At 68.3% G+C, this 24889-nt stretch carries 23 protein-coding genes and 4 pseudogenes; 13 read left to right on the forward strand and 14 right to left on the reverse strand.

What is annotated here, in order from left to right:
- On the reverse strand, window positions 1-188 hold a 188-nt coding region (locus ACFVH0_RS00005), incomplete at its 3' end, for a transposase (protein ID WP_385817485.1).
- 236 nt (window positions 189-424) lie between these two features.
- Between ACFVH0_RS00005 and ACFVH0_RS00010 the strand changes: the two are divergent.
- From ACFVH0_RS00010 to ACFVH0_RS00025, 4 genes and pseudogenes are all read left to right on the forward strand, one after another.
- Window positions 425-817 (forward strand): annotated as a pseudogene (locus tag ACFVH0_RS00010) (IS701 family transposase); the annotation flags it as partial.
- Between the two features lie 1197 nt (window positions 818-2014).
- Window positions 2015-2176: a hypothetical protein gene (locus ACFVH0_RS00015; protein ID WP_385817142.1), complete on the forward strand. Its 162-nt coding sequence runs from the start codon at window positions 2015-2017 to the stop codon at window positions 2174-2176.
- Window positions 2177-2680: 504 nt separating this feature from the next.
- Window positions 2681-4498, forward strand: coding sequence for an RNA-binding domain-containing protein (locus tag ACFVH0_RS00020; RefSeq protein WP_385817143.1), 1818 nt, complete (start codon window positions 2681-2683; stop codon window positions 4496-4498).
- Between the two features lie 11 nt (window positions 4499-4509).
- The gene (locus tag ACFVH0_RS00025) at window positions 4510-4656 is read left to right on the forward strand and encodes a hypothetical protein (RefSeq protein ID WP_385817144.1); all 147 of its coding nucleotides are present in this window, start codon (window positions 4510-4512) and stop codon (window positions 4654-4656) included.
- A gap of 615 nt (window positions 4657-5271) precedes the next feature.
- On the opposite strand, the gene ACFVH0_RS00030 is transcribed toward ACFVH0_RS00025, so the two are convergent.
- From ACFVH0_RS00030 to ACFVH0_RS00040, 3 genes are all read right to left on the reverse strand, one after another.
- A complete protein-coding gene (locus ACFVH0_RS00030) occupies window positions 5272-5715 on the reverse strand; it encodes a ParA family protein (RefSeq protein WP_385817145.1) in 444 nt (147 codons plus the stop codon).
- A gap of 267 nt (window positions 5716-5982) precedes the next feature.
- Window positions 5983-6480, reverse strand: a complete 498-nt coding sequence (locus tag ACFVH0_RS00035) for a hypothetical protein (RefSeq protein ID WP_385817146.1) — start codon at window positions 6478-6480, stop codon at window positions 5983-5985.
- A 469-nt stretch (window positions 6481-6949) separates the two neighbouring features.
- On the reverse strand, window positions 6950-7267 hold the full coding sequence (locus ACFVH0_RS00040; protein WP_385817486.1) for a WhiB family transcriptional regulator: 318 nt from the start codon (window positions 7265-7267) through the stop codon (window positions 6950-6952).
- A 593-nt stretch (window positions 7268-7860) separates the two neighbouring features.
- Between ACFVH0_RS00040 and ACFVH0_RS00045 the strand changes: the two genes are divergently transcribed.
- From ACFVH0_RS00045 to ACFVH0_RS00055, 3 genes are all read left to right on the forward strand, one after another.
- Window positions 7861-8292 carry a hypothetical protein gene (locus ACFVH0_RS00045; RefSeq protein ID WP_385817147.1) on the forward strand — a complete coding sequence of 144 codons (432 nt, stop codon included), beginning with the start codon at window positions 7861-7863 and terminating at the stop codon, window positions 8290-8292.
- On the forward strand, window positions 8268-8918 hold the full coding sequence (locus tag ACFVH0_RS00050) for a hypothetical protein (RefSeq protein WP_385817148.1): 651 nt from the start codon (window positions 8268-8270) through the stop codon (window positions 8916-8918). Before ACFVH0_RS00045 ends, ACFVH0_RS00050 begins: the two co-directional genes overlap by 25 nt.
- Before the next feature lie 370 nt (window positions 8919-9288).
- Complete coding sequence (locus ACFVH0_RS00055) at window positions 9289-9723, forward strand: hypothetical protein (protein WP_385817149.1); 435 nt, start codon at window positions 9289-9291, stop codon at window positions 9721-9723.
- 4 nt (window positions 9724-9727) lie between these two features.
- Here ACFVH0_RS00055 and ACFVH0_RS00060 read toward each other — a convergent pair whose 3' ends face one another.
- The 5 genes from ACFVH0_RS00060 to ACFVH0_RS00080 all read right to left on the reverse strand — a co-directional run bounded on the left by ACFVH0_RS00060 (window position 9728) and on the right by ACFVH0_RS00080 (window position 12974).
- Window positions 9728-10258, reverse strand: a complete 531-nt coding sequence (locus tag ACFVH0_RS00060) for an IS5 family transposase (RefSeq protein WP_385817150.1) — start codon at window positions 10256-10258, stop codon at window positions 9728-9730.
- Window positions 10165-10557 (reverse strand): transposase, encoded by a 393-nt coding sequence (locus ACFVH0_RS00065; RefSeq protein ID WP_385817487.1) that lies wholly within the window; start codon window positions 10555-10557, stop codon window positions 10165-10167. The genes ACFVH0_RS00060 and ACFVH0_RS00065 overlap by 94 nt, the downstream gene beginning before the upstream one ends.
- Before the next feature lie 94 nt (window positions 10558-10651).
- Window positions 10652-11143: a hypothetical protein gene (locus tag ACFVH0_RS00070; protein WP_385817151.1), complete on the reverse strand. Its 492-nt coding sequence runs from the start codon at window positions 11141-11143 to the stop codon at window positions 10652-10654.
- Window positions 11107-12171 (reverse strand): hypothetical protein, encoded by a 1065-nt coding sequence (locus tag ACFVH0_RS00075; RefSeq protein WP_385817152.1) that lies wholly within the window; start codon window positions 12169-12171, stop codon window positions 11107-11109. Before ACFVH0_RS00075 ends, ACFVH0_RS00070 begins: the two co-directional genes overlap by 37 nt.
- Before the next feature lie 212 nt (window positions 12172-12383).
- A complete protein-coding gene (locus tag ACFVH0_RS00080; protein ID WP_385817488.1) occupies window positions 12384-12974 on the reverse strand; it encodes a hypothetical protein in 591 nt (196 codons plus the stop codon).
- A gap of 326 nt (window positions 12975-13300) precedes the next feature.
- On the opposite strand from ACFVH0_RS00080, the pseudogene ACFVH0_RS00085 reads away from it, so the two are divergent.
- Window positions 13301-13411, forward strand: a pseudogene (locus ACFVH0_RS00085) (IS481 family transposase); the annotation flags it as partial.
- A gap of 74 nt (window positions 13412-13485) precedes the next feature.
- Here ACFVH0_RS00085 and ACFVH0_RS00090 read toward each other — a convergent pair.
- Window positions 13486-14052: a TetR/AcrR family transcriptional regulator gene (locus ACFVH0_RS00090; RefSeq protein ID WP_385817154.1), complete on the reverse strand. Its 567-nt coding sequence runs from the start codon at window positions 14050-14052 to the stop codon at window positions 13486-13488.
- 207 nt (window positions 14053-14259) lie between these two features.
- Here ACFVH0_RS00090 and ACFVH0_RS00095 point away from each other — a divergent pair, with 207 nt between their 5' ends.
- The 4 genes and pseudogenes from ACFVH0_RS00095 to ACFVH0_RS00110 form a co-directional block, all read left to right on the forward strand.
- Window positions 14260-14775 carry a cupin domain-containing protein gene (locus tag ACFVH0_RS00095; protein WP_385817155.1) on the forward strand — a complete coding sequence of 172 codons (516 nt, stop codon included), beginning with the start codon at window positions 14260-14262 and terminating at the stop codon, window positions 14773-14775.
- 105 nt (window positions 14776-14880) lie between these two features.
- Window positions 14881-15771, forward strand: coding sequence for an alpha/beta fold hydrolase (locus tag ACFVH0_RS00100; protein ID WP_385817156.1), 891 nt, complete (start codon window positions 14881-14883; stop codon window positions 15769-15771).
- A 268-nt stretch (window positions 15772-16039) separates the two neighbouring features.
- Window positions 16040-16779 (forward strand): annotated as a pseudogene (locus ACFVH0_RS00105) (helix-turn-helix domain-containing protein); the annotation flags it as partial.
- A 342-nt stretch (window positions 16780-17121) separates the two neighbouring features.
- Window positions 17122-17457, forward strand: a pseudogene (locus ACFVH0_RS00110) (hypothetical protein); the annotation flags it as partial.
- 30 nt (window positions 17458-17487) lie between these two features.
- Here ACFVH0_RS00110 and ACFVH0_RS00115 read toward each other — a convergent pair.
- Both ACFVH0_RS00115 and ACFVH0_RS00120 read right to left on the reverse strand, forming a co-directional pair.
- On the reverse strand, window positions 17488-17943 hold the full coding sequence (locus tag ACFVH0_RS00115) for a hypothetical protein (protein ID WP_385817157.1): 456 nt from the start codon (window positions 17941-17943) through the stop codon (window positions 17488-17490).
- Between the two features lie 127 nt (window positions 17944-18070).
- Complete coding sequence (locus ACFVH0_RS00120; protein WP_385817158.1) at window positions 18071-19204, reverse strand: serine hydrolase domain-containing protein; 1134 nt, start codon at window positions 19202-19204, stop codon at window positions 18071-18073.
- A gap of 1739 nt (window positions 19205-20943) precedes the next feature.
- Here ACFVH0_RS00120 and ACFVH0_RS00125 point away from each other — a divergent pair.
- On the forward strand, window positions 20944-21759 hold the full coding sequence (locus ACFVH0_RS00125) for a hypothetical protein (protein ID WP_385817159.1): 816 nt from the start codon (window positions 20944-20946) through the stop codon (window positions 21757-21759).
- A 348-nt stretch (window positions 21760-22107) separates the two neighbouring features.
- On the opposite strand, the gene ACFVH0_RS00130 is transcribed toward ACFVH0_RS00125, so the two are convergent.
- Window positions 22108-23106: a LacI family DNA-binding transcriptional regulator gene (locus ACFVH0_RS00130; RefSeq protein ID WP_385817160.1), complete on the reverse strand. Its 999-nt coding sequence runs from the start codon at window positions 23104-23106 to the stop codon at window positions 22108-22110.
- Between the two features lie 23 nt (window positions 23107-23129).
- Window positions 23130-24887 (reverse strand): glycoside hydrolase family 36 protein, encoded by a 1758-nt coding sequence (locus tag ACFVH0_RS00135; protein ID WP_385817161.1) that lies wholly within the window; start codon window positions 24885-24887, stop codon window positions 23130-23132.
- Window positions 24888-24889 lie beyond the last annotated feature (2 nt).

Below are 24889 nucleotides of genomic sequence, written 5' to 3' on the forward strand. Positions count from 1 at the left end.
ATGACGAAGCGCCGGTGCGCAGTCGACTTCGAGACCCCGAAACACGGCGGCAGAGCCCGCCAGGCACACCCGCTCACCAGCACGTAGACGATCGCCGCGAACAGCGTCTCATCAGGCGTGCCCTGCGTCCCGCCACCCTGCGGCCGCACCCTCGACGGCGGGATCAACGGCTTCGCGATCTCCCACAGCCCGTCCGGAACGCCTGCTCGAGCAACTCGACATCGGCTACGTGGTTGCGGTGCCCAAGTCCCAGCAGATCAAGTCCCTGGCCGGCTGCCGGCGCATCGACCAGCTCATTGACGAAGCCCCCGCCGATGCCTGGCAGCAGCTGTCCTGCGGCGACGGAGCGAAAGGCCCACGCGTCTATGACTGGGCCGCGGCGAAACTGCCCGCCAACATCATTTTCGACCAGGATCCACCGACCCATCATCGCTGGGTGCTGGCCCGCCGCAGTCTGTCCGACCCCACCGAGATCGCCTACTACCTCGCCCCCGCACCCGCCGGCATCGAGATCGACGAACTCGCCCGGATCGCCCGCAGTCGGTGGGCGGTCGAGGAATACTTCCAGGCCGCAAAGAACGAGTGCGGCCTGGACGAATACGAGATCCGCCGCTATCCGGGCTGGTACCGGCACATCACCCTGGCCATGCTCGCCCATGCCTTCCTCACCGCCCTGGCCGCCCAAGCCGCCCACCGGGAAACCGCAGAAACGAACCGACCAGCCTCGCCTCCCTCACCGTGGCGGAAATCCGACGGCTCCTCGACACTCTCCTGCCCCACCCCAGACCTGAACCCAACCAGCGTCAGCATGCCCTGAGATGGTCCCACTGGCGCAGACGCCACCAAGCCATCGCCCAACGATGCCACTACCTGAAAAGAGCCAGCTCAGGACACCAAATCCGACTGGCGTACTAAGGGAACGGGCCAGGCTGCCGCCCGGCGCGTTCGCAAGGGTGTCAATCACTGGTGTCCAGCGAACGGGGTTCGTACTACGAGCTTTGAGGTAGGGGGCAGCCTCGGCCGGAGGAAAGCCTGCGATCTCAATACGGGCAGCCTCGCGCATCCGCACGTCCTGGGTCGCGAGCTGGTCGCACTGGGTGGTGCGGCAGGTGAGGATGACCGGGGCACTTCCGGTGGGGTGTTGGTAGGCGTTGAGCTGCTGCAGGGCGCGCGGCACGACGGCGCCCGGCCGGGGTGGCATCGGTGTCCATCTCATCCAGGCCGTCTAGGATCGGCAGGATGCGGTGTTGCTCCACCAACAGGTGAGCGTCAGCAGCAGTCAGTCCGCAGCCGCGGAACTGCTCGTAGATCTGATCGGCGAGCCATTCGGGCAGAGGTCGGTTGGTGTCCCAGCCAGCCAGGGCGACGCGGACCGGGACGGGGTCTGCGTCGGTAAGGTCTGGGTGGGTCAGCAAACCGAGCAGCAGATCCGGGCGAGCAGGGTCTTGCCAGCGCCCGGTTCTCCAGTGATCACCAGGCGGGCAAGGTTTCAACCCCCGGTAGTAGGTGACGACGTCGGTAAGGCGGCCCTGTGCTGCAGCGCCAGCGGTGTTGTTGGCGGGCTCAGACCGGTGGTGGAAGGTCAGGTCGATGCGGTGGGCGCCGGGGCCGATCAACTGGGCGCGCTGCCGAGTCTCGGCTGAGGCCACGGCGACGGCCACGGTTTTGGCCTTTGCGTCAGCGTCTGCGGCAGCCTCGATAGGCGGCCCGGACCAGGAATGAGCCGGGTACGGTGGCGGCCAGGGCAACCAGCGTGGCGGACATGCGTGCTACATGGTAGTGCTTGGAAAGCCAGAGTGCCGGCGCTGCTGTAGTGACCCGGAGGACTACATAAATGACGGCTGCGCGGCGGATCCAAGATCGCTTCCCGCTGAGAGGCTAGTGGTCACGCTGAGGGCACCACAGGTCTTGCGTGTCGACCAGGGCAACAGCTTGCGTCCCCCCACACGGTCCGCATCCTTCGGCGCCGGGCATCTCGATCGAGGCCTTCGAGGTTCGAGGACTTGAGATACCGATGACAGAGACCACCACGCGATCCGACCCCTGTGGCGCCGCCTTTGCCCTGCTCAGGATGACCGCTCAAAGAAAAGCCACTCATCACGCCACCGGCGGCAAGGGCCATCCTCCGGCCGATATGGAGATGTACGGCGCCCTGACGGCGGCGCTGGCGACATGACAGGGTCTCGGCGCACTCCGCCGCATACCCTGGTGTTGCATCGAGTGACTGTCCACCGAGTGGGCGGGATGCCGAAGTCAGCTTCTCGGCCAGGATCAGGACCAGTTCGATTCCTGGCCGGGCGAGTTCGGTGACGAGGTCATCCTGAGCCAGCGCCACGCCCACCCTGCCGGCCCCACTTGCCTGGAGCTCCTGACCGTCGTCGCAACTGCCCGATCCGGCGACCGGCCGGAGAAGCGTGCGGCACGGCTCGTTGTCCCCTTCCTCACCTACCTCCGCCCGGACACCGAGCTCGGAGACGCCCGCGAGATCGCACTGAGCTTCGCCCTGTGGGCGGGTCAGGACCTGTCCACACTGATGCAGCACGACCCCGAGCGGATCGCCGGCTACACGGCGGCGCGCGCCCGCTGACAGGTACGCATACGGTCATACGCTCAGCCGCTGCTGGTGAACGGGTCAAACCCCGCCGCCCGGGAGGCCGGTGCGCCGGTGGATACTGCCGGGGTGCTGAACGATCTGAAGAGCGCACTGGCCGCGCTGGAGGCCCACCGGCCCGGCTCTCTGCTGGGACTGCGCGAGACGCAGTGGCTCGACGCGAAGAGCGGCCCATACGAGCTGGCGAACCCCAAGGCGGTCGAGGAACTCACCAAGGACGTCGCCGCGTTCGCCAACGGGGGCGGCGGGGTCATCGTCATCGGCATCGCCACCCGACTCCAGCATGACGAAGAGGTCCTGGACCACGTCGTCGGCCTCGACCCGGCCGCGGTGAACGTGGACCAGATCCGCAAGCTGATCCGTCAGCGGATCACCCCGGCTCCCCGCGGCGTGCGCGTCGGATGGTCAGGTGCGAACGACCAGCGGGTGCTATTCATCGGCATACCCGCGCAGGCCGCCGATACGCTCTTCGTCATGCCCGCCCCGGTGGGCAAGCCAGGATCGCAGCGCCCGGACACGGTCGCCGTGCCGATGAGGGACGGCGACAGCACGCACTGGCTGCCCCGGGCCGAGATCCAGCAGCTGCTCTCCGCCGGCATCCGCGCCTCCGGCATGCCCACCGCCCAGGCTCTCACCGAACTCGTACGGCAGGCCGTGTCCGAAGCCGAGCCCGGACGCGGGCTGCGCATCGGCCAAGGCCTGCCCGATCGTGAGCGGGAGATGCGGACGGCCTACGAGCAACTGGCCGACGCGGGGCTGGGGCAGCCGACCGGCGAGGCGTGGGCGCAGGGCGCGGCCGCGCTGCAGGATCTACGGCACGAGGTCGACGGCGAGCCGGGCTGGGTGCTGTGTCTGGTGGCTGGGCGCCCTCCGGCCGCCGTCGCCGCGCCCGTCTGGCAGGCGATCGTCGAAGCCGGCCGGCGTGCACCAGGCGGTCAGGACCCGCTCACGGCCGTCGGCTTCCCCCGCCCGCCCGCGGACACGGACAGCCCGTGGGAGATCCCGGCCGACGCCCGGAGCGTGGATCTCGACGGCGGATCGTGGGGCGCAGGCCGGCTGACGTGTTCGGGGCGCGGCGTGTGGCGGTGGCAGCCGCTCCCCCGCTTCAGCCTCAACCAGGGCCGGTCGGCCCAGAGCTGGACCGCCGGCCAGACACCGGCGCTACGCCTTCGCGCCGTGGTGAACCTGCCCTGGTCCGACACGAGCGCGCTGGAGGTCAGCAAAGCCCGGCGTACGCTGCTCGAACAGCAGCTTCCGCACAGCGCGGTAGCCGGGGCGGTGACAATGCTGTCCAGGCGCCGGGGTGCGAATCTGCCTGCCGCTGGCTGGGGACGGGGGCCCTTCGGCAACTCGGCCCGCTCCGTCGGCTACACGTGCACGATCGCCGGACCGGACGGCGGCCCGGCCGTGAAGGCCTCCGTCATGCTCGCCCTGCCCACCACGATGGAGTCCACCGTGGTCGCCTGCGCGGACGTCCTGATCGAGAACCCGACGGCGTGGGCAGCGGCCCTCGGGCCCGGCTGGGACACGCAGCTGGGCCTCGACGAGGTCCAGGCCGTACTGCTCGACGCGTGGGAGACGGCCGCTGAACTTCTGCCCGACGTCGTCGGCGACTCGGCCGGGCTGTCGTGGGCCGCCCCGCCCACCACCGAACTGCGGATGACGTGCGAACAGCCCGCCGACAACGGCGTCCTGCCGGCCCTGGACACGCTCGTCGACCTGGCGCCGCTCGGCCCCAACGACAGCGGGCCACGGTCGCAGATGGCCGTCACCATCACCACGGCGCCCGCCATGATCCGCACAGAGCGCCAGCGCCTGCTGCGGAAGGCGCTGGTACACATGGCCCACGCGTTCGGGTACGTCGACGCCGAGGTGGACCTCCTGTAGGACCGGGCCTCGTGCACCAGCGTTGTACGAGCGTCGAGCGCCTCAAGCGGGACGGCTCGACCGTGTGGCTCATGCCGGGGAACGAGGCCTGCGAGCCGATCCGCAGCAATGCGGCCTCCGTCCTCGACAAGGTCGTGTCGGTCATGCGCAGCTGGTAGGCACGCATCAACTATGGGAATCACAAGCCGAGTTGGCACCGAGTGTGACACGGGGTAGAAATCTCGCATACTGATCAGCTGCTGGAACCAGACAGGGGGTGCGACTCCACTGGAGGCGTACTGGGCGTGGCGCGAGCACGCAAGGAATCAGACCAAGATCGTATTTGCGGTTTGGGGCTCGTTCTGGGCCTCCGCTGTTGCCGGGACCATCTGGCTTGCCGCCTATAACTGGCGCCGTCTCAACATGACCGACGACTTTGCCGCCATCTCCTCGGCGTCTCTGGCAGGGCTGCTTCTGCTGTGTGTCCTTGAGTTCTACTCAATGAGCAAATGGGGCATGGATCGGCTGTCCCGGCTCAAATCCAGTCGGCAGGAGGAGTGGGACAACCCGCCGGCGGACCCGTTCGACTGGGCAGATGTCGAAGAATCGGGGACGGTTTCGAGTACGCGCATCGTGATGTGGGCCGTGACCACGGGCGCCGCCGTCTGCGCGGTGATGGCCGCCGATCTGGTCCTCATCACCCTGTGGGCGGCTGTCGATAGCCACGGCCCCGCCCGCTGGCTGGCCTGGAGCACTGTCGTTGTCTTGATCTGCGGACTCGGTTCAGTTCTTACCTACATCTTTGTCAAGATGGCCACCTCGTTCCTGGCCATGGCAAAGGCACTGAGCGAGATCTCATCCTTGGAACTGCGGATCAAGGGCAGCAACCGGTATGCGGCCTGGCTGCGCGATCCTGAACATGTACCGCACCACCCGGCGTTCGACGTGCTGAATGTCATGCGACCAACCCCACCTGCCCAGCAGTCTGCTAACGAGCGGACAACCGGTCCTGCTTCGGCCGACAGCGTCGGAGGCACTGGCGAGTGACGTGCGCCCCCGATCCTGAGCAGTGTGGAGGCATGGCCTGCCGCATCTCCATCCGCCACCATCACGCGGCGGCCACGCTCGACGAGAGCCTTGGCCAGTCCGGCTGTGATGCTGGTGCGGCCGCAACCTTCAGGGGATCCCACCCGTGTGCCGACGATCGCGACCAGCAGCGGCCGGTCCGGAGACGACACCGGCCGTGGCCTGGCCCCGACGCGCGTCGGGGCCCGGCGCGCCCGGGTGGGGTGCCGGGCGGCGAGGAGCTGTTGGAAGTCCTCTCGGTCGGCACCCGTCGTCCGTCGTCGCTGATCACCATGACGCGGGGGAGATCACGGAAGGCGAGGATGCGTCGCAGGACTCGGCATCTCGGCAGTGAGTCTCCCATCCATCGCTCATAGGCGGGGAGTTGGGCCTGTTCGGAGGCCGTTCACTGTGGGCTCTGGTGCATCGGTTCGCCGTGCTCACCGATCCGGTCGATCGATCCATGCCCGGGCTTCGCTCGCCTCGTCGCGGGGCACCTGGACAGTGATCACGGCATCGTGGCCGGGGCAGAACAGCTCGAACCGCCCCTTGTCGCGCTTGGATGCGTTTCGGACCCGTAGACCGGGTACACCCGCGATCGACAGCCCTGCGATATCGAGGCCGAGTTCCGGGGTGGGGAGCAGTACGTCCATGGCGGCGCGCCAGGTGAGGTCGGCCAGTTCCAAGGTCAGGCCGACGGGGGTCGGTCGGACGCGGGTGATGCCGTAGACGGCATCGTCGAGGGGGTTGTGGCCGTCGTCGTAGGCGTGTGCTTCGTGCAGTTCGCTGAGGACGGCGGCTTCGAGTGCGGCCTGTTCCGGGTGGGAGGCGTCCGGGACTCCGTCCGGGCCGTGCAGCTCCTGCCGGGCCTGGGCGTGGGTCTCGCCGGTCAGCCGAGAACGCATCCAAGCGCGGAGGGTGCCGAGTGATGGGGTCATGGGTACACCTTTCGCACTGCCCGGCTCAGCATCGAAGGGTGAAAGACATAACTCAATGTCGAACTGCCAGGCCAATGCCCGCTTTGGCGACGGCTCTTCGCCCGGAAGCCGGGCAGGACGAAGGTTCACCGGGCCGCGTAACAGCCCTCAGGAGCAGCACGATAGCAGCCGGGTCACTACGAGGCGGCCGGTCCACTCCGAGTGTGCGAACCGGGTCCAGCCTGAACAGTTCTGGCGTCGTCACCGGCGGCGGTCTCACAAAGCCATGCTCCTCCAACATCCTCTCTGTCTTTTCGCGCGGCAAGATGAGAACGTAGCCGCTGATCGCGATCACGTGTCGGCCGGAGTGGTCCGGGCGGGCGGTGATGCCGACATCGAAGGCGATATCGGCCGCTGCCACGGCCTTCCGGCGGCCGTCATCGCCGACAGGGCTTCTGGGCGCGCAGGGCTTCACCGTGGCGAGGGGTTGTCATCCAGTGACGTCCCAGGCCAGTCCTTCATCAGGCCGTTCGTGTTCCGTTCGGGCGGCTTCGAGCAGGCGGCGCCAGGACGTGACCAGTGGGCGCCGTCGAAGGAGAGCCCGCCGTTCACGCTCGGTCATGCCGCCCCAAATTCCGTGCTCGATGCGGTGATCGAGGGCATGGGCAAGGCACTCGGTGCGCACCGGGCAGCCGGTGCAGATGGCCTTGGCCTCGTTCTGGGCCGCGCCTTCGGCGAATAGTTCGTCCGGATCAGCGGTTCGGCAGACCGCTCGCACACCCCAGGTCTCCTGATCATCCCCGACCACCGACGCCGTCCTCTCCCCGCTCCGGCCCACCGCCCTCCCCTGGGCGGTCGCAATCGCGAGAACGGTACGGCAAGCGCGCGGGGCATGGGACATCGTTGTGTGACGGTAACCCCTACGGGTGAAGGGGAACTTGACGTCAGCCTCGCGCGCCTGGTGATCCCGTCTCACCCGCTGGCCGGCCACCCGGACATGGCGGGCAATGAGGCGCCGCCGGATCGCCGCGAACATCTCGGCGTGGTTCTTCTTGACCGGGGTGGTCGATCCAGACCGAGACTCCCTCCGGGCGTCAGGTCGCGGTGACCACACAGCCCCAGCGGCAAACCATGGTGCGGGGCGGTCAGGGCCTGCACCAGTTCGGACGGTGCGCTGGGTGGGAGGGGGTACGGAAGGGCAGAAACCGTGCCCTGGCGAGGCGAACGGGCGGATGCAGTGACGCCGCCGGTGGTCCGGGGCGCAGGGTGTGGCGCTGCGGCAATCGCCGTTCCTGGCCGGTCACTTTGTGTGCTGGGCCCGAGTCACTCGTCCGGGGGCAGGGAAACGATCCTGCCGGCGAAGAGAGCGTACGCCCGGCCTGAACATGGCACGGTGCGGTCATGAAGCTGATCAGCGTCCTGGCCGCAGCAGCCGTACTCGTTGCCGGGCCGGTGCACGACGCTTCGGCGGTGCAGCGGTACTGGAACAAGAGAGCGAAGTGCGAAGAGACCGATCCAGAGGGTCGGGTGATCCCCACTCGGTACGGCAACGGCGATCTCGGCTGGAATCACTTCTCCGGAAAGCACAACATCCGCAAGTGCCGGGTCGTCGACGCGGCACTTGCCGGGAAGGTGGACAAGAAGAGCGGGGGGCGCCTGGAGTACTACGGAGTCGCCCGCAACGGAACCCGGTTCGTCGAGGTCGCGGTCATCGTGCAGTACGCCCGCCGCACGGCCGACGGTGAGTACGACGCGGGCAAGGGCAAGAAGTTCGGCGTCATCACGGCCTACTGCAAGGGCGTCAACAAATGCCCGGCCTGGATCAACCAGTGAGCGGGCTGTGCGGGGAGACGGTCGAGCAGCAGGCGTACCTCACGCGCTACCTTCTCGACTACACGGCGGTGCCCCTCGTCGGCGAGACCTTCCTGCGTGGGGTGCTGCCGACGCGGGACGCGGTCCGGATCGTGGCCGGTGACGGCGACGCCGTGGCACCGGCCGCACTGGTCGCCTACGAGGTGCCGCTGATGGACGACGATGACGAGCCGGTCACCGCCCCGCTGGTGCTGGGCTGGGCACGGACGCTCGCAGCCGGCGGCCCCCCGCAGCCGGACGCGTCCGTGCTGGGCATGGCCCTGGTCCGGGTGGACACCTCCGCCGTCAAGCCCGCCCCGCCGACGCGCACGGACCGGGTACTGCGCGTGCTGCGGACACTGGCCTGGCCGTTCACCGAGACACCACCGAGCCCCCCACTGTGCGGCTTCCTCCTCACCGGACAGGACAGCATGCGGCTCTACATCGCGGTCGAGGAAGCCGCCGGGCCGGTCGCGGTCGATGTACGCCTCACCGGCGCACTGACCGCCCTGCTCGCCGCACTCCCCGCTCTCGTACACGAGAAAGAACGCTGGACCACCGACACCGACCCGCACTGCGCACACGCGGTCGATCTCACCACCTGGTGACAACCGGCAGCCGACAACAGGCACACCCGAGGACGTTACCTTCACCCGGCTCCGCACCCGGGTCCGCGGAACCTGGGTCAACGAACGCCTTCCCCCCCCCGGCCAGGGGCCGGTGTATGCCTGACTCGCTCCTCGGATGGCGACGCCTGACCACGTGGCCCGGCCAGCCCTGCCCAGCGCCGCCTACCAACGCGGATGACAGCGGGAATCGCCTGCCGCCGGTCCGTGTGGGGCCATGCTCAGTGCTCGCTGGGTACCTCGCCCCCGCGTCGTACCCGGGCGCGACGGCGTGGGCGCAGAACGCGTCGAGGGTCGCGCCTAGGAGCTGTCCGGCCGATCACGGACGTGGGTAGTCCGGCATGATGCCGGGATGAGCATCATCGTCGAGTTCTTCGCTGCTCCGGATGACGCGTCAGCGGCTCTGGCTCTTCGGACCGGGCCGCAACGCGCATTCGAGTCGCTCTCCTTCGGCAACTTCGATGCCGAAGAGGCTCTGGTCGAGTGGGAGTGCCTGCTTGCCGGCGGCAGTGTCGAGGAACTCGTCGAAGCCGACGAGCCTCGTCTCGTCGCTGGCCCGGACGATGGCGGGTGCGTCGTCTTCGCAATCTCGCCTCGCCTGACCACCGCATTCGCCGAGGCCGAACGGTCCGAGTTGAAGGACGTCGCTGTCGCATGGTCCTTGCAGCGGGTGGAGGATGGCCAGGTCATCGACACGGAGATCGCCGAACTGATCCTGAGTGATCTGGCTGCTCTTGTCAGCAGTGCCCGACGTCAGGGCCAGAACATCTACTGCTGGGTCGCGTAGGACTTCACGTTCGGAGCCGGATCGCGACGGACGCTGCGGTAGCGGTGCTGAGGAAGGCGCAACCGCGCTCGCCGTAGCGCGTGGCCACGGCTCGGGACTGCTTGAGGCGGTTGATCGCCCGTTGGACGGTGTTGCGCTTCTTGTAGCGGTTCTCGTCGAAGCCGCAGGGCCGTCCGCCGTGTGATCCTTTGTGCAGGCGGGCGACCCGGCTGTCAGCCTTCTCCGGGATGGTGTGCCGGATGCCCCGGCGACGCAGGTACTCGCGGACGATGCCGTTGCTGTATGCCCTGTCGGCCGCCAGGCTGTCGGGATTCCTGCGCGATCTGCCCGGACCGATCCGCGGAACGCGGATCTTCTCCAGCACAGCAATGAACTGGGGGCAGTCCGCCCGCTGACCTGGCGTGACGAGCAGGGGCAGCGGGCGGCAGCGGCCGTCCGCGCTCAGGTGGAGCTTGCTGGTGAAGCCGCCCCGCGAACGGCCCAGGCCCTCACCTCCAGCACCACCTCCACCAGCCGGGCGACCAGGCTCTGCCAAGGCGATTCGCCCTGGTGTTCTGCCTGCTCGTCCCCCTTTGAAGCGGGTACCGGCGGAGGGGCAGTACGGGCCCCGGCCGCATGCTGATGAGCGCGGACGGTGGTGGAGTCGACCGAGATGTCCCAGTCGATGTCGCCTGCCGCGTCGAACGTGGCCTGGACCTGCTGGAGCAGACACTCCCACGTCCCATCCGCGGACCACAGCCGGTGGCGTTCATAGATGGTCTTCCACGGCCCGAACCGTTCGGGCAGGTCACGCCACTGAACACCGGTCCGCACCCGGTACAAAATCCCGTCGATTACCTGCCGACGGACAAGTCCTAGCTGTTCTGTCCACGGAGCCCGGAAACGGCGTGATCACGAGTTGGAGTCGAACTCGCGGGTCCAATGCCGTTCAGCACGACGACGGACCCCCGGGTTCCCAGCGAGAACTCTTCAGTTTGCCTGAACTCGCGGGACTCATGGCCCTGTTCTCCCGAAGCTGCAGCGAAGTGACAAGTAGCAGGCGGGGGTTGGGGACTTCGCCGGCTTGGAGGGCGGCGAAGTCGGCGGGGGCCTTCTCGGCAGCTTCGGGGTACGCCTCGCGTTTGGTGTGCTCGGCCAGTGCCCGGTAGATGCTGGCCACCGAGGGGTTGCGCCCCTTGCGCGTGCCGGTGGGGATGATCAGGTAGGGCTGGATCTGCTCGACGGGCTCGCCGTTCGCGCGGCGCCGCAGCACGGTGTGCAGCATGTCGTCGGTGATGACCGGCGGTCGGCCGCCGTGCTTGCCCTCGCGAGAGGCGGTGTCGAGCCCTTCCAGTGTGGACTCGCGGATGTTCTCCCGCTCGGCACCCTGCGGGAAATGGCGGCTCAGCCAGCGCGCGCAGTCCACTCCGGCGGCGTCCACAACCGGGCATTGGCGCTGCCGACCTGGATCAGCGTTCCGGTATGTCGATCCTGACGCGCCGGGCGGAACCCGTCGATCGCGAACACCTGCTGTCCGCTGGTGATGTCGACGCCCTGCAGACCGGCCTCGTCGGCGATCAGCAGATGCTCTCCGTCGGTGAAAAAGCCGAAATCGCCGACCGGCCAGGGGAACGTCGCGACCGCCTTGATCCATCGGACGCCCGGCGAGCGCAGTTCGATCGAGGTGGGGTCGAGGACGTGGACGGTACCGCTGCCGGCATCGTCCCGGTCATACACCGCGATCCGCCCGTCGTCGATCCACACCACCGGCCAGTTCCACTCCGAGACCTCGGGATACACCGCATAGCTGGGCCCGTCCTCGGACTCATACGGGTTGTCGTGCAGCCAGGCGGTCAGGCTCCACATCGCCGGCATCCCCCACGGCTGCCACACCCAACCGCCGTCGTAGACACGAGTCCCGTCAGGACTCAGCGACAGCGCGCCGTGGAAGTAATCGAGGTCGTACTCCGCATCTTCCTCATCTCTGTCCGGGCTGTCCCGCGCCGTAAGCACCTCGCCGGACGCGAGATCGGTGACGTCCAACCGGTTCCAGTCAGTGCGATGGACGACAACCGGCCGGCCACCGTGTTCGGCGAACGCCAACGCGAACGGGACGGTTTCACAGCAGTAATCCCCGCCGTCCAACTTCAACGCCGGCGAACCGGTGGTGAGATCGACGACGGTGCCGTACCGACCGCGGTCTTGAACCACCGCCGCCCAACGGCCACATCGAGACACATGAAGCCGCAGTCGAACGCCGCCACCGTATTCGGACGCCGGCCTCTCCTCCCGATACCGGGCCACGTCCTGCACCTCGCCGGTCGTCGGCGTCCACCGCGCCAGCCGTCCGTCCTCGGACAGCACCAGCCACGCCGGCCCCGCGTCACCGAGGGCCGCTGGCAACGCTGCCACATCCACGACCGGCCGCAGCGCGTCGGGAACTGCCACGTCCACCGTGATCGTCGCCATATTGATCCCCTCGGTGCGCCCGTGTGACCCCCCGCGGCAACGTGCACAGCAGGTGATACGGCTCCGTATCGGCAGAGTCGGTGAGCGCCGCGATGCCGGTCACGGCGGTGAGGTCAGCACGGATCTGGTCCATGTCGGGCTCATTCTCGCGCAGGTCCGCCTCGGTGTCGTCCAGCGAGAAGCCCCCTCCGGTCGTCATGACCGGACCAACCTCACCGAGCACGGCCCCCGACAGACCCAGAAGATCCAAACCGCTGACAAGCACACCCCAGATCCGCTACAGAGAGCTGCTTGTCACTTCGCCGTAGCTTCGGGAGAGCAGGGCCGTGATGGGAAGATTCGGCCCAGGCCCGGGGAGTCGGGAGGCTTCTGGGCGGCGGCGGTGACCGTGACCGTCGCCTGGTCGGTCCCGGCGGGCTTCGCGAGAGTCCGGCTGACCGCTCCTGCGGGAGTTTCGGCGGGTGATGCGCCTGGTCATGAGCCTGATCGCGGCCCAGGTGATGAGTGATTCCGAGTGCTGGACGAGGCGTTCGTAGTCGCGCGCGTGTCGGCGGGCGTGCATGACCCAGGCGTGTGAGCGTGCGACGACCCAGCGCCGGGGCAGAACGACAAATCCGGAAGCGTTCTTCGGCGCGGCTGACGGTCTTGATCGTCAGGTTCAGGTAGGCCTTCGCCCAGGTCACGAGCTGTCCGGCATAGGCGGAGTCGGCCCAGACGATGGTGATCCCGGGGTGCATCAGCCGCAGCCGGAACAGCACTTCCTTGGCCGCGTTGCGGTCGGTCGTGTCGGCCGGGGTGACCATGACGAACAGCGGCAGGCCCTTGGTGTCCACGACCAGGTGCCGCTTGCGGCCGGGCCGCACAGCACGCCTTCACCCTGCACTGACTCCACCGCCTGCGGATCCGCTGAAGATACGCAACGACATCCACAGGCCCGTCCTCACTCTCGGGTGCGCGCCGATCTGCTGGCACCAGCTGGTTTCACTTCGGCCGGAGCAGTCCGTGACGGGGTGACGGGGCGCCGGTCCTCGGGCTGCCGACCTCCACGGTTCCCCGGATACCTACCCGCCACGGCCTGAACCAGCTCGCCCGGCTCAGCCGGTCGGCCGACCGCCTGGCCGATCCGATCCGCCGCTACCGGCCGCAGACAAACGGCAGGGCCGAACGCTTCAACCACACCCTGCTGGAGGAGTGGACCCGCCTGCGGCCCTGCACCTCTCACAACGAGCGAACCACCACCCTGAAGACCTCCCCCAGACCTGCGCGCACCCCCACCGCCGGACCGCACTCGACGGAAGTCCGCCATCAGCCGCATCAACAGCCCCGCGGGTCAGTACGGCTGTCCGCTCGACGCGGCCACCACAGCATCACCTGGTCGGCGACCGTGCGCAGCTCCTCGCGCGGTGCGCCCGAAGCGGCCTGGACGGCGAATCCTTGGACGACGGTGACCAGGAGCCGGGCGAGGGCTGAGGGGTCGGATCCGGGAGGCAGGCCGTCGGCATCGGGGAAGGACTGGAGCCGGCCGGCCAGGGCCTTCACTCCGTTCTCCCGGAGCCCGGTGAGGTATTTCTGCACGGTGGCCGAGCGAGGGTTCACGGCAAGCGCGCTCTGTGTGACCAGGCAGCCGTGCGGGGTGTGGTCGCCGGCGACCGCCTCCACGGCGGAATGAAGGAACGTGTGCGCCAGCGCCTCGGCCGTCCGCTGATCGAGGGCCGCCCGCATGTAGGCCCCGGGACCGGCCATATAGCGTTCGACGACCTTCTGGAAGAGGGTCTCCTTGTCTCCGAACGCCGCGTAGATGCTGGGGGCGCTCATCCCCATGGCCGTCGTGAGGTCGGACATCGCGGTGCCCTCGTAGCCCTGGGTCCAAAAGGTCAGCATCGCGGCATTCAACGCCACCTCGGGATCGTAGCTACGAGGCCGACCACCCGGCATGACCTTCCCTGCCCTTCCTCGACCACGGGCGAATCGGCCACCCGCCGAAACGTGCATCTCCCCCAGCCTACTGCCGTATTGACACGTCCGTAGAGGCGCGGAATAGTTTCTTAACGATCGCTAGGATACTGCTGCTCGGCAACGAGGAGAACCATGAGCCTGATCGATCCCTACTCGACAGATCCCCGGTACACCAAGCGAAGCGCGCTCTACGTGCCGTCCGGGAAAGGGGAAACCTCCTGGGTGTTCGCCGACACCTACACCCTCAAGGCCGGGGCACGGGAGACCAACGGGACGCTGACCTTCCTGGAAGCAACGGTGCCGCCCGAAGGCGGACCCGAACCGCACATCCACAACGATCACGACGAGGCGTTCTACGTGATCTCCGGGGAGTTGGAGTTCCTCAACGGCGACGAGACCGTGACCGCCGGCGCCGGCGGTTTCTTCTTCGTCCCGCGAGGCACTCGGCACCGCTTCCGCAACCGTGGCTACCACGCGGCCAAAATGATCTTCTTCTTCACCCCGGGCGGCATCGAGGAACTCCTCCTGGCCGGTGCCACACCGGCCGAGCCCGGGGTGGCACCGCCGATCCGAGAGCTCAGCATCGGGGAGCCACCGACGGAACTGATGGAACGCTATGCCACGGAGGTCCTCCCCGACCCCAGCTAGACCTCCGTGAGGCGCCCGGGCCGCCTGCACGACGCGGTCCCGCACCGCCCGGGCGGACGCGCCTCCTTCACGCATCGACGGCCCAGCACCCGCAGGAGAACCCGCATGCCCACCGCTCCCGCACCATCCGAATCCTTCGACCATGACTTCGCCCATGTCAACGGAGTCCGTCTGCACTACGTGAGCAGCGGTTCGGGCGAACCGCTCGTGCTGCTCCCGGGCTGGCCTCGCACGTGGTGGCAGTACCGCACGATGATCCCGCTGCTCGCAGGGCACTTTCGGGTGATCGTCTGCGAATACCGGGGAATGGGCGAGTCCCAAAAGCCCGCACAGGGGTACGACAAAGCCACCATGGCACGCGATGTACACGAACTCGTCCGGCACCTGGGCTACGAGCGGGTCAACATCGCGGGCGAGGACGTCGGGTCCTGGATCGCATACTTCTTCGCCGCCCAGTACCCCCAGAGCACCGCCCGATTGGCCATGTGGGAGCCGGGAGCACCCACGAGCAAACTGGCGGACCTTCCAGCTCTGCCCACACAGGACGGGTTGAATCCGTGGCACCTGGGCTTCAACCAGCTCGACGGTCTTCCCGAGCGACTGCTCGCAGGCCGCTACCGGACCGTCATCGACTGGTCCGCCGATCAGCTCACCGTCGCCCCCGAGACGATCGACGAGCAGAGCCGGGAGATCTACGCCCGCGCCTACGACTCCCCCGAAGCGATCCGCGCGGTGGCCGGCTGGTACCGGACACTGCGCGAAGACCTGCGCGTCGCGGCCGACTTCCCCGAACTGACCATGCCAGTCCTTGTGCCCGGCGGACGCTACCTCTCACTCTCCCGCGCCTCGAACGAACACCTGGCGACCGACATCCGGTTCGTCGAGATCCCCGACGCCGGCCATTTCCTCTCGGAGGAGCAGCCACAGCTGCTGAGCCGCGAACTGATCAACTTCTTCAAGGACCGGACAGGCGCGCCGCTCAGCAGTCACGCCTGATGATCTCGTTCCCTTCGACCATTCGCGGCCTGTCGGCGGACAAGCGGACGAAGCGGCACCAAGCGGGGTCGCCGCCGCCAAGGAGTACGCCACCGCCCACAGACGCTTCCTCGTGTGGGAGGGGCATCCGATCGGAGTGGGCGAAGAACTCGAGGGCGGCGGCCCGTAGTGCGCGGGAGAACCAGTGCTGTGACCAGGAAGGTTCACCGGGGTGTCGGTTGGAACGGTTGGATGGGCGGCTACGTCCGTTCCGACCGTTGGAGGTGTGGTGGCTCAGCCTGTGCGGGTGCACAGACTGACCGACCAGGAGGGGCGGAAGTTGCGGCAGATCGTGCGCCGGGGAGTACGAGCTCGGTGCGCTATCGGCGGGCGATGATGCTGCTCGCGTCTGCCGGCGGGAACCGTGTCCCGGTGATTGCCCAGTTGGTCCAGGCCGACGAGGGCACGGCGCGGGAGGTGATCCACCGGTTCAACGAGATCGGCCTGGCCTGCCTGGACCCCCGATGGGCGGGAGGCCGTCCCCGCCTGCTCACCCCTGACGACGAGGACTTCGTCGTCCGGACGGCCACCACCCGCTCCACCAAGCTCGGCCAGCCCTTCACCCGCTGGTCGATCCGCAAACTCGCCGCCTACCTACGGAAAGTGCACGGACGCGTCATCCGGATCGGCCGCGAGGCGTTACGGTGCCTGCTCCGGCGCCGCGGCACCACCTTCCAGCGCACCAAGACCTGGAAGGAGTCCCCCGACCCCGAACGCGACGCCAAGCTCAACCGCCTCGAGCACGTCCTGGAGCACTTCCCGGGCCGCGCCTTCGCCTTCGACGAGTTCGGGCCCCTCGGGATCCGCCCCACGGCAGGTTCCTGCTGGGCGAAGCAGGGCAAGCTCGATCGCCTGCCGGCGACCTACCACCGCACCCACGGCGTCACCTACTTCCACGGGTGCTACTCCGTCGGCGACGATCGGCTGTGGGGCGTTAACCGCCGCCGCAAAGGCGCCGCCAACACCCTGGACGGGAAGCACTCGTCGACGCCCGCGGCGGTCGTCGGACACGGCGAGCAGGCACTGGAGATGACCCGGACCGCGAGACTGGGAGGCTTGATCGCGAAACGGCTCACCTCGGTGTACGAACCCGGGGTCCGCTCCCGCTCATGGATCAAGATCCGGCACATCAGGACTGCCGATGTGATCGTGGGCGGATGGGTGCCCGGCCGCGGCCGGCTCACCGGCCTGCCCGGCGCTCTGCTGGTAGGAGAAGCACATGCAGGCGGGCTTGCGGTACGTGGGCAGCGTCGGCACCGGATGGAACGACACCGAACGCACTGCAACTTGCCGAACTTCTCCGCGTCGCCGCGATCAACGAGTGCCCCTTCGACAAAGTGCCGCGCGTGGTGGGTACTGCCGCGCCTGATGGGCGAGGTCCGCTACGCGACCAGGACCCGGGCAGGACTGCTGCGGCATCCCTCCTGGCACCGGCTGCGCCCCGACCTCGCCCCCGACGGCATCAGGAGAGAGTTGTCACCTGGGCCTGGACTCCCTGGTCAATCCGGTGCGCAAGGTCCTCTGTTTCCGCTGCCGCCCCCGCCCGGCCGCGCCCGGCGACCCCGTGCCGGGCGGCCGTCGGCACCGCCCTGGCCGCGCCCGTCCCGGAGCGGGTATCTGACACCTCAGGACCGGCGTGACTCGTGACTGGCACGCTGTTGACCGGGTCCGGTGGGGTCAGTGAGGGATGACAACTGTGGGTGACACCCACTGCTTGCTTGCCCCCGCGTTATCGGAGACGTAGGACACTGTCTGCACGGCATTCCCAGCCCGTATACGGGTCTTGGTCGCGTTGAAGCAGACATGCCGCCCTGGATAGAGGGTCTCGGAGCAGACCATGCCTTCCCCGACTGACGAACCAGCTTCGTAGCTATCGGTTACCCCGGAGATCCGGGCGGTCGACCCGCCCCCGAGGTTGATGAGCGTTGCCCCTTGGTAGCTCTTCCCGTCGTTGCCGACGATGACACACGACTGCGCCTGAAGGTATGCACGGATGGTGACTGTCGAGCCGCAGTGCCACCGCGAGTCGAGACCGCCGAACGCGTTCCACTCGGACGACGCGGCCTGTGCGGGAGCAGGTGTGAAGGCCAGAGCTGCGCATACAGCGGTCAGTGCGACGATTCGCCTCTTCATGCGACCCACCTCGAGTATCTGCGATTCCTAGACGATCAGCGCAACCTACGAGGTAAGAGATCAGGACCGCGAGGCGGTAACACGCCAGCTTCAGCGCTACGGCGCCGCGCTCACGTCGGTGCCTCGTTCATCGCTCGCACGCCGGATTGCCAAAACGGCACGGACGGCAGGCGGGCTTGAGGGCCGCCTCGATCACTGACTCGACTCGGGCACGTTGCTGCGCAGGAGTGGCCAGGGCATCGGGACGCAGGGTGTAGACCGTCCGGAGGTGGTGTTCGGTGCTCGCGAAGACGCCGCTGGTCCAGCCGCCGCTGGAACCGGTCTTGCCCCAGACCTTGGTGCCGTTCAGTTCGATTCTCATCAGGCCGCCGGCACTGAAGCATGCGGCGGACGTGGGGCAGCTTGTGTTCTCGTGGGCGCTGGACACCGCAGGCACCTCGAAGAGGTGCTTCTGCTGTGCCGGAGGCAGGAGCCGTCCGTCCAGCAGGGCCTTCAGGAACGCGTCGAGATCGGCCGCTGTGGACGACAGCCCGCCCTCCGCCCAGGCCCAGGCGATCGTCGGGTCCTCGGAGAGCGCGGTGTGACGAAGGGCCAGTGGCCACAGGATCCGCCGGTCGAGCTCATGGACGAAGGGCCGGCCGGTCACCTCTTCCACGAGCAGCCCGGCAACGAAGCTGTTCAGCCCGTTGTACTGCTGGAAGTCTCCGGGGGCCGGGATATGGCCTGGGCGGGCCGAGGCGTCCGCTTCGAAGGAGGCGGCCACCACTCCGTGCGGATCGAGCGGAACCCGGACCGGTCGGGGCAGGTCGCTGGTGTGGTCCAGGAGTTGGCGTACGGTCACGTCGCTGTAGGTGGCGGGGATCAGTCCGGGCAGGTGGGGGCGGACGTGCTCGTCGATGCCGATCCTGTGCTCGGCAACCAGCTGCAGCACCACCGCGTCGGTGAAGATCTTGGTCACGCTGCCCACCGGGAACCGGGCGTCCGTCGCCACTGGTCCGGCCGTCCCCGTGAACGGGGTGCGCATGCCCCGGCCGGCAACGCGTACGAGAGCCGCATCCGTCACTCCGTCGGGGAGGGTGGCCAGCAGCGTTCTCACGGCGGCAGGGTCGCGGGTGCCGGTCGAGTATGGGGAGGAGTTGTGGGCGGTGACCGCGCTAGGCATAGCCGTGGCCGCGGGCGCTGCCGCCAGACCGGACATGAGTACGGCCAGAGCCACGGTGGTGACAGTGCGACGGCGGAGGACGCGGGGAAGTGTGGTCATCGACAGCTCCAGGGGCGGAGAAAGCGACTCGGATCGGCGCGGTGTTCGCGCTGGACCAACTCTCCGCCCGACAGCCCCCGGTGATCATCGGTGACCACCCTGATCAGCCCCGGAGCCACCCCCGATCTGCCCTGGGGGCAATACCAGTGACTCTCTTGGTGGTGTGCCTTGGTGTGGTGTGGTGTGCCGAGGCCTGGACAGGTGAAGCCGTTGAGCGAGCGTCTGTCGGACCGGATTGCTCTGGGTGTTCTGACGCGTATGTTCCGCCAGGGCTGGTGGATGAGGTGGTTGCCGGCGCTCACCAGGTCCATCGCGGCGGACTGGTACACCGTCGGCAGCGGCACAGCGTGCTCACCCGGCGGGCCGGCCTGCTCCGCGACCTCCTGGGCCTTTGCCACGGCACACCGTGCAGCGTACGTCCGCCGGGCCTCCTTCCGCTCCCACGTCACGGCGGCCGGCCACCGGGCATCGTCCTCGGCGCGGGCCCGGTCCAGGAGAAGGCCGGCGCTGAGGCTGACCTGGATGCACGGCAAGAGCCTCACATCCACGGCCTCCCAGCCGCGCGTGGCGGCGTCGGCGGGCGGGCAGATCCAGGCGGTCCGGTGTCACGGTCACCCCCGCACCATGCCGCTCGGTACCAGCAGTCCCGGACCGAATGGCACGGACGGATGAACTCTGGTTCGTGCGTACACGGGCACGGATCCAGGTGAATGCGTCAGCGGTCCACTTTCCGGAATCGGCCTCGCGGCCGAGGACTCCGGGACCACGATGGTGGTCAACGTGCTCGCCGCGGTCATCCCGTGGAGGGCGTCGCCGCGGCGTCACCGGCCGGGAAGGTACTCGGTCGGCCGTCCGCGCTCGACAAGGACCAGGCGGACGTCGTCACCGCCCACCAGAAGGGACCGCCATGAAGGATCGACCGGCAGTACGACACGTCGCCGGAAACGATCCGCCAAGGGCAGGGCTACTCGGTGCGGGGCACCGCCCCGGTCAGAGTGCGCGCAGCGGTGATCGAGCACTCTGACCGGGGCACTCATGCAGTCATCCGTCCCGGGCTCAAAGCACATCGCATCCACCAGGCTCAGTAGAAGGTCCCCATGCCCTGCGAACTCATCGAGCGCATTGCCGCGTGCGATGACTGCCGGCATCTCGCCGTCGACTACGGCATGGACCTGATCGGATCCCGCCGCTACAACGCGGATCCGCGCCGCTGGGGTCCGGCCCTCACGACGACCCGTATCCCCCCGGACAATCACCTGATCACCCGCGCACGCCACGTGGCTGCCCGACTGCGGCACCTTCGAGACCTGGCGCAAGAAACCACACCATCGGCCCCATCCACGAGGCCGAAGCCCTGCACCGCGCCTGGCACTTCTGCGAGCCCCTGCGGGAGATCCGCACCCCCGGGAACCACGAGCTGACCCACCTCATGTAGGCCAATTCCGACCGGGCGCGGGGCATTGTCCGTACGTACCGCCTTCCGACGGTTCCCTGCGATCGGCTCCACGAGATCGTCCGGCAGATCAACGAGCAGGCCGGGCCGATGGCCGCGCAACTGCTCGGTGACCGGTGACCTCCGTGACCGGCGCGGGGTTTCGTCCCGGCGGGCGGTAGCCCGCGGGCCCGGTCAGCACTGCGGAGTCGCCCGCCTCGTCGCACCGGCAGCCCTGGACCGAATGGCCCGGTACAGTGCCGGCTCGTCGCACGTGGGTCGCGCCCGAGTTCCGCGGTGTCTCGGCGTGGCCCGGACGGGAAAGAACGCGCTCGCCCCGGCGCCATCCCCTGATCTGACGATCTCCTCGAAAGGCAACCCGTTGAGCATGCAGAACTGGAACCCTGCCCGGATGACCTCGCACCCCGATCACCCCTGTGTGCTGCCCGGCATTCCGTCAGGGCTTCGCGACGTGCACTGTCTCGATACCATGGTGCTGCCCCAGATCGCTGACGCCGTCAAGGACGAAACCGAGACCAGCAGACGTTCGACCAACCTGCCCGATGCCCCGTACCGGGCCGCGGCCGACGCCATCAACAATCTCGCCACCGACCTCCCCCAGCCCCCGCGGGACGAGGATCGAACGGTACGTCTGCTCCTCGCCGAGTCGTGCGACGACGCGCCGGCCGAGTTGCTGCTGGAGGTCTGGCGCTGGTGGGACGGCAGCTTCAGCTACCCCGGCCGCCCCCGCAGCCACCCCAACTTCCCCCGCACGGGCCTGTTGCGCTACGTCGGCGACCCCGTCGGGCGGATGCGCCGCCTGGCCCTGGACGATCCGGAGTCCACGCCTGCCGACGTCGCGCGTCTCGCCCGCGATCCCGAAGCCGAGGCGCGCTGCCGCGCGGCTGAGGACCCCAGGTTGTCACCGGCCGACGCAGTGCGGCTGCTGAACGACCCGGCGGACTACGTCCGCGAGACCGCCATACGCAATCCGCAGCTGCCGACCCGCGTCCTTGCCGGGCTGCTGCACGACCGCGCCACGGCATGCGCGGCGGTCACCAACCCGGCGATTCCGATCCCCGTCCTGCACCGCATCCTGGCCGCGGCGGCCGGGGCGGCCTGACGCTGAACTCCGGCACACGCCAGGTGCGTGCTGCCGAGGGTCTCGACCGGGCTTACGACAGTTGTCTCGCCGAGGCGGCAGCTAGCGTGACGAGTCGCACCACGCCACCCGTCAGTGATGCTGACCCACAACGAATACCCCGGGCTGGGGGCCGTCCGGCTGTACCACCGTGTCTCGGCCCGGGTGTCGTTGTCGGGGCGCGCAATGGGTGGAGTGCCCGGGTGCGGCTACTCGGTGGGCTTGGTTCCCGGGGTGACCTTGCGGCAGCGGGTACCCAGCTTCTCAGGAATCGGCCACTTTGCGGTCGGATGCCGGGCTGGTGTCAGCGCGGTCCGTAGCGGTCCCAAGTTACTTGTGCGGTGCGGGCCCCGTTGTGGAGCGGATCACCAGTTCGGGGTCGAAGAAGAGTTCTCCCGTCGGTACTTCGCGGTTGCTGACGAGCGACAGGACGCTGCGGCCGACTTCGAGGGCGAGCCGGTCGGCCGGCTGCCTCACGGTGGTCAGGGGCGGATCGACAAACTCCGTGATCATGGAGCCGTCGTAGCCCACGACGGAGACATCCTCAGGGACCGAGAACCCCTGCCGGCGGATGCCGCGGATCGCGCCGAGGGCCATGTAGTCGCTGGCTGCGACGATTGCGGTGGCACCGAGCTGTAGCAGGGTATGCGCGGCTGCCTGACCGCCTTCGACGGTGTAGGACTGCCTAATCACCCAGCGTTCGGCGTCCTGGCTGCCCCGTTTGGCCATCGCGTCGAGGAAGCCCTGCACACGCCGGTCGGCCGGGAGGTTGCCAGCCGGCCCGGATGCCATGCCGATGGTGCGGTGACCGAGACGGTGCAGATGGTCCACGGCCAGTTCGGCTGCCAGTGCGTCGTCGGTGGAGAAGACGGGAGCGGGAACGTTGTCGGCGAACCCCCCGTTGACACCGATGTACGGGATGCGTCGGGAGCGAAGCATCTCGTACGTTTCGGTGTCGGCGCCCTCCACGGTGTTGGACGAGGACAGGAACACGACGGCCGCGATGCCCTTGTCGATGATCGAAGCGATGAATTCCCGTTCCTGGACCCCTCCGGGAAACGCCGGGCACAACACGGCCTTGAGTCCGTGTGGTGCCAGTGCCGCCTCGATGCGTTCGGCGACGTCGGCGAAGAAGGGGTTGGAGACGTGCTCGGTGATCACCGTGACCAGTTGGCCCTCCACGGGCCTTTCGTAGCCGAGTTCTGTCATGGCGTTCTCAACGGCGTCCCTGGTCTTCGTCGCCACTCCTTGACGCCGGTTGATGACCCGACTGACGGTAGCTTCGCTCACGCCCGCCCGGGCAGCGATCTCAACGATGCCGACCTTCATTCGTCCCCTTTTCGCTGGCAGGGTCATGCGGTTTTCCGGATCAGGGCCAGCCCCATGTTCGGCACTGGCAGGTTGTGCAGGCCGGGCCTGAGTGTGATCCGGGTCCGCTCGATGATACGGCCGGAGGGATCACGGATCTCGGCCTCCACCTGCGCTCCCTCGTCCTGGACCTCCAGGACCAGCCGGTTCTCGGCAGTTGCGTTGATCAGAACCGTCTCGCGATGGACCGCAGGCTGCACCGGTACGGTCCGGTCGCTGAACACGGACACCACGTTCACCCCGTCCGCTCCGGCCTGCACCAGGGTGTAGAGGTCGTCAGGGCGGCCGGGCTCGACCGTTCCGTCGAGCAGTTGGGGGCGCAGGCGGCGCCACTGGGCCAGCCAGAAGCGGATCGCTTCGGCGTGGGCCTCGGGGAGTGCGTCAAGGCGCACGGAGACCTGCGGAACGGAGTGAAGTGCCCCGATGAGCTGCCGTGCGGCGGTCGTCGTGGGGGCTGTGGTGCCCCACAGCAGGGGGTCTGAGTGGACGACACCGCCAACGGCGAGCAGGGTGGTGTCGATCGTGCGGACGCGGTTGGCCGTGGAGTCGGCTGGGCAGTCGAAGGATCTGAGCATGTTGCCGAACGCGGCCATGCCCGGACCGACGTAAGGTTGACGCAGTTCCAGCAGCAGATCGGACCGCTCGGCGAGCAACGCGGTGCGCAGTTGGGTGAGCAGGAGTGTGAGTGCCTGTCCGACATCGCCTCTGCCGTCGCCTGCGTAGGCCATGGCTTCGTCGAGGAAGTCGACCTTGAGTCCGTCGAGACCATAGTCGCGCACCAGGCGGACGCACAGGCGGACGATGTGGGAGCGGACTTCGGGGTTGCGGGGGTCGAGGACGTGAGCACCGGGAACCTTGGCGGGGGCCGGGGCGTAGGAAGCCCATTGCTCGTAGCAGTCGGTTCGGGGGCCCATGAGCAGCGGCGCGACCCAGGCCATGTAGCGCAGTCCGAGTCGGCGTACGCGGGCGACGTGTGTGGCGAAGTCGGGGAATTTGTCGGTGTCGGGGAGCCAGTCGCCCACGCCTGCGTATCCGCGGCCGCTGCCGAAACGCTGCCAGCCGTCGTCCAGGATGAGTGTGCCGAAGCCCATGTCCGCGGCGAGTGCGGCCTGCTGCTCGACGGCTGTCGCATCGACCTGCTGGTTGAAGGCGTACCAGGTGCTGTACAGAGGCAGTCGGGCCGCTTCGGGGACTGGCATGGCAGCCGGGGTCTGCTTCTCGTACCAGCCGCGCAGCAGGCGCATGGCCGAGGCGACTGAGGGGCTGCGTGGTACGAAGAGGATGTGGTGCGGTGTGGTGGAAGGCGGCAGTTCGAGGTGGACGACGTGAGTGTCGTTCTCCTCGGACACTCCGAAGCGCAGGGCGACCTCGGGGACGGGGTCGGCTGCGGCGAATGCGAGCAGTGTGGCGCCTGAGTAGTCGTAGAGGCAGCCGGCGGCGAGGCCGTCGATGAGGCTGACCCTGGACCTGCCTTCCCAGTCGGCGACCAGGGTCCGGCTCCAGCCGGCCTTCGGGTGCCAGTAGCCGGCTGTGTCGCCGAGCGGGGCGGAAAGCCGGATCTCCACTGGTGAGCCGGGGGCTTCGACTTGCAGCATTCTCAGGCCGCCGGACACTTCGGACAGTGTCCAGGCGGGGTCGGCGTCCGGGGCCAGGACGGCGATCTCCACGGTGTCGAGCAGTGGCTCGAAGGTGGCGGGCGCCAGTTCCGCGGTGGTGACGGCCTCGGTGGGCTGGGTGCTCACGA

Origin of the sequence: Streptomyces sp. NPDC127117, assembly GCF_042677325.1 — a bacterium.
In the GTDB taxonomy this organism is placed as follows: Bacteria; Actinomycetota; Actinomycetes; order Streptomycetales; family Streptomycetaceae; genus Streptomyces.